3 protein-coding genes and 1 pseudogene are annotated in these 4,007 nt (G+C 75.6%); 1 reads left to right on the top strand and 3 read right to left on the bottom strand.

Features of this window, described 5'->3' with window-relative positions; translation table 11 throughout:
• A pseudogene (locus RH94_RS38665) lies at positions 1-341 on the bottom strand (RNA-guided endonuclease TnpB family protein); the annotation flags it as partial.
• 315 nt (positions 342-656) lie between these two features.
• Between RH94_RS38665 and RH94_RS10755 the strand changes: the two are divergent.
• Positions 657-1,976 (top strand): outer membrane protein assembly factor BamB family protein, encoded by a 1,320-nt coding sequence (locus RH94_RS10755; RefSeq protein ID WP_158073041.1) that lies wholly within the window; start codon positions 657-659, stop codon positions 1,974-1,976.
• On the opposite strand, the gene RH94_RS10760 is transcribed toward RH94_RS10755, so the two are convergent.
• Both RH94_RS10760 and RH94_RS10765 read right to left on the bottom strand, forming a co-directional pair.
• Positions 1,966-2,157 (bottom strand): DUF2795 domain-containing protein, encoded by a 192-nt coding sequence (locus tag RH94_RS10760; protein ID WP_073947405.1) that lies wholly within the window; start codon positions 2,155-2,157, stop codon positions 1,966-1,968. The genes RH94_RS10755 and RH94_RS10760 overlap by 11 nt on opposite strands.
• A 94-nt stretch (positions 2,158-2,251) precedes the next feature.
• Positions 2,252-3,820 (bottom strand): phytoene desaturase family protein, encoded by a 1,569-nt coding sequence (locus tag RH94_RS10765; protein ID WP_199880922.1) that lies wholly within the window; start codon positions 3,818-3,820, stop codon positions 2,252-2,254.
• Positions 3,821-4,007 lie beyond the last annotated feature (187 nt).

Below are 4,007 nucleotides of genomic sequence, written 5' to 3' on the forward strand. Positions count from 1 at the left end.
CTGGCGGGCAGCCGGTCCTTGAGGTCCTTCAGGGCCTTCGCGCGGGAGGCGGCGAAGTCACGGATGGTCTGCTGCTGCGGCACCGAGGCACCCGCGGCCAGCCACGGGGTCACCGCGCGGGCCCGGGTCAGCATCCGGTCCAGCCGGGCCGGACCGCACTCCTCCCCCGCGGCGTGGGCCCTCCTGGAACGGGCCACGCACTCGTTCCAGAGCCACCGGCACCGCCCCCACTCCCCCTCCAGCCCGGTACGGGCCGTGGCCGACACCCGCAGCCGGTAGGTGTATCGGGCGTGCCCGGCCCCGTCGGCCTCCCGCGCCACCGCCACACCCGTCACCCCCACCCGTGTTCCCGATCAGCCGACTCCGGCCAACTGACCGTACGCACGGCCCCCGCACACCCGCACGCCCCCTCCGCCACGATCACCCCGGGCGGCGAACGAGAGCACACACGTTCGCCCGGCTCCGCCGGGCACTGCCGGGGCGCTCCGCCCCCCGGAATCCGGATGTGGCGACGCTCCGCGTCACTGCCGAGGGATGCAATTCCTCCCCGGCGTGAATGCCGGAACCTCCTCGCAAGAGAGCGGGTGAATCCGCGACCGGATTGGGGATTCCGGGATCTGCGTTCTGTCATGGCCGCCTTCCGTCCGGGCCTTCCCATGTCTGATTCACGTGCAACAGCGGTCGTCGGCGACCGTATCGGGGGGAACAGTGCAGTCGGGCTGATCCGCGCCTGCCTGGCGGAGGACCCGGCCGACCGGCCGCGGCTGGACGAAGTCGCCGAGGGCTTCGGCCGGCCGGGCGCCCTGCGGCTGCCGGCCGACGTCGCCCGCACCCTGGCCGCCTACCGCGCGCAGCTGCGGGACTTCCTGGCCGGGGCGGGCAACGCCGCCGACCTGACCGTGCCGTTCCGCCCCGGGCGGCGCAACTGGAGCGCCGGGGTCGGGGAGTGGCCGCACAGTGTGGTGGCCACCGGGGAGGGGGACGTGGTCGCCGCCGACGGCAGCGGCACGGTGCGCTGGCTGGACGGCGCCACGGGGCAGGAGACGGCCCGCCGCACGGGCTTCACGGCGCCGGTGCGGCTGTGCGCGGACGGGGACGTGCTGCTGGTGTGCGACTCCGGCGACCGGCTGGAGTCCTGGAGCACACGGGAGCACCGCATGTGGTGGGCCGCTCCCCCGGGCAGCCTCAGCCGGGCCCGGGTGGTGCTGCGCGGGCAGAGCGTGTTCCTCGGCGACGCCGGCGGCCTGCTGCACCACTTCGACGCGGTCACGCGCTGTCTGTGGTGGCAGACGGGCCCCCTCGCCGACACCTCGGGTGCCCCGGCCGTGCCCGTCGCGGCCGGGGCCCGGCACGTGTACCTGTCGGCCGCGCGGGGCAGGGAGATCCTCGCCGTCGACGACGAGGGCGGGGCGCTGTCCTGGAGGGCGCCCGCACGGCTGCCGGCCCCGGTCCTCGCGCCGCCGTTGCCGCTGGAGGAGCACCTCGTGGTCGCCGACGGCGACGGCACCCTGAGGTGTCTGGCCGCCGCCGACGGCTCCACCGTGTGGGAGGACCGGCTCGGCGCACCCGTGGTGGCCCCGCCCGTCCGCGTGGCCGACACGGTGATCACCGGGGACGCCGCGGGGACGGTCCACTGCCACGGCGCGACGACCGGCGAGCCGCGCTGGCGCGTGCGGCACGGGAGGCGGGAGGAGTTCTTCACGCTGTGCACCGACGGCGCCGCGGTGTACGCGGGCGGCTGGAACGGCCGGCTGCACCTGCTGGACGCGGCGGACGGGGCGTCACTGCAGAGCTTCGACCTCGGCGGCCAGGTCCTGGCGACGGTCTGCGCCCCCGGCGGCCGAAGCGTGCACGCCGCCTCGTCCGGCGGAACCCTGCACGCGCTGCCGTCCGCCGCGGTACCGGGCACCGCCGCGGGCCCGCCGTCCGGCGGGGACGGCGGGCCCGGTGGCGGGGGCGTGGCCGTCACTCGTTGAAGACGGCCTTCTGCACCTCGTTCGGTCCGTCGAAGTGGTCCTGCTTCAGTCCGTCGAGACGGCTGACGATCTTCTGGTCGGCCTTGTTCCTGCGGGCACGTTCCACCAGGTGCTGCTTGTCCGTCGGGTAGTCCATGCCGCTGAGGGCCTTCTGCAGGTCGATCGGGCTGAGGTCGGCCATGGGAGCCTCCCGTGGGGGGGTGCGGCCGTCCGCCGGACGGCCGGTCGTACGGATGTCTTCGCCCTGTCGGAGTGCCCCGCCCGGCCGGAGGCATTCAGCCGCCCGGGCCTTCGAGGACCGCCATGGCCGCGTTGTGCCCGGGCACCCCGCTGACCCCGCCGCCGCGCACCGCGCCCGCGCCGCACAGCAGCACGTTGGCGTGCCGTGTCTCCACGCCCCAGCGGCCGGTGCCCTCCTGGGCGTACGGCCAGCTCAGCGTCCGGTGGAAGATGTTGCCGCCGGGCAGGCGCAGGTCCCGCTCCAGGTCCAGCGGGGTCTTCGCCTCGATGCAGGGCCGCCCCTCGGCGTCGGTCGCCAGGCAGTCGGCGAGCGGCTCGGCGAGGTGGGCGTCGAGCTGCGCGAGCGTCGACTTCAGCAGTTCGTCGCGGACGGCGTCGTTGTCGCGGGCGAAGAGCCGGGCGGGGGTGTGCAGGCCGAACAGGGTGAGCGTCTGGTAACCGCGTTCGACCAGGTCGGGGGCGAGGATCGTGGGGTCGGTCAGGGAGTGGCAGTAGATCTCGGAGGGCGGCGCGGCGGGCAGCTCGCCGGCGGCGGCCCGGGCGTGGGCGGTGGCCAGCTGCTCGTAGCCCTCGGCGATGTGGAAGGTGCCGGAGAAGGCCTCGCGCGGGTCGACGGAGGTGTCGCGGAGCCTGGGCAGCCGCTCGAGCAGCATGTTCACCTTCAGCTGGGCGCCCTCGGCGGGCTCGGGCGGGGTGTCGCCGGTCAGCGTGGCCAGGGCCTGCGGGGAGGCGCCCACCAGGACGTGCCGGGCGCCGACGGTGCCCTCGCCGTTCCGGGTGCGGTAGGTGACCTCGGCGCTGCGGCCGTCGCTCGCCACCCGTACCGCCTCGTGGCCGGTGGCGATGACGGCGCCCGCCCGGTGTGCGGCGGCCGCGAGGGCGTCGGTCAGGGCGCCCATGCCGCCGACCGGCACGTCCCAGTCGCCGGTGCCGCCGCCGATCACGTGGTACAGGAAGCAGCGGTTCTGCGCCAGGGAGGGATCGTGGGCGTCCGCGAAGGTGCCGATGAGGGCGTCGGTGAGGACCACGCCGCGCACCAGGTCGTCGGCGAAGCGGTCCTCGACGGCGACGCCGATCGGTTCCTCGAACAGGATCCGCCAGGCCTCCTCGTCGTCGACGCGGCGGCGCAGCTCCTCCCGGGTGGGCAGCGGCTCGGTGAGCGTGGGGAAGACCCGCCGGGCGAGGCGGCCGGTCATGCCGTAGAAGCGCTGCCAGGCCTCCCACTCGCGCTCGGAGCCGGTCAGCCGGGCGAACGCCTCGCGGGTGCGCTCCTCTCCCCCGCCCACGAGCAGCCCGGTGGGCACACCGTCCCGTTCGACGGGCGTGTACGAGGAGATGGTGCGGGTGCGCAGCCGGAAGTCCAGCCCGAGGTCCTGGACGATCTTCCGCGGCAGCAGGCTGACCAGGTAGGAGTAGCGGGACAGCCGGGCGTCCACGCCGGCGAACGGACGGGTGGAGACGGCCGCGCCGCCGGTGTGGTCCAGCCGCTCCAGGACGAGCACCGACCGTCCGGCCCGGGCCAGGTAGGCGGCGGCGACCAGCCCGTTGTGCCCGCCGCCGACGATGACGGCGTCGTACGTCCCGTGGGTCTCGTGTGCGCTCATGGCTCTTCGTAGCACGCGGTGATCCGCTTCGGCCAGGGTGCCGTGCGCCGTGCGTGCGGGGCGGGGGGCGGGCTCAGGGGCCGCCGGCCGGCCGCCGCCCGCGCAGCGCGGCCGTCCTGCGGTGGAGTTCGGCGGCTTCCGCGCCGCGGCCGAGCTGCTGGAGGCAGTGGGCCTCGTCGTCGCGGCT

This window comes from Streptomyces kebangsaanensis (assembly GCF_001906585.1).
Taxonomy (GTDB): Bacteria; Actinomycetota; Actinomycetes; order Streptomycetales; family Streptomycetaceae; genus Streptomyces; species Streptomyces kebangsaanensis.

Excerpts from the sequence above, each read along its gene's own strand:
- RH94_RS10765 (WP_199880922.1), bottom strand. The coding sequence starts at position 3,820 with ATGAGCGCACACGAGACCCACGGGACGTACGACGCCGTCATCGTCGGC.
- RH94_RS10755 (WP_158073041.1), top strand. The coding sequence starts at position 657 with ATGTCTGATTCACGTGCAACAGCGGTCGTCGGCGACCGTATCGGGGGG.
- RH94_RS10760 (WP_073947405.1), bottom strand. The coding sequence starts at position 2,157 with ATGGCCGACCTCAGCCCGATCGACCTGCAGAAGGCCCTCAGCGGCATG.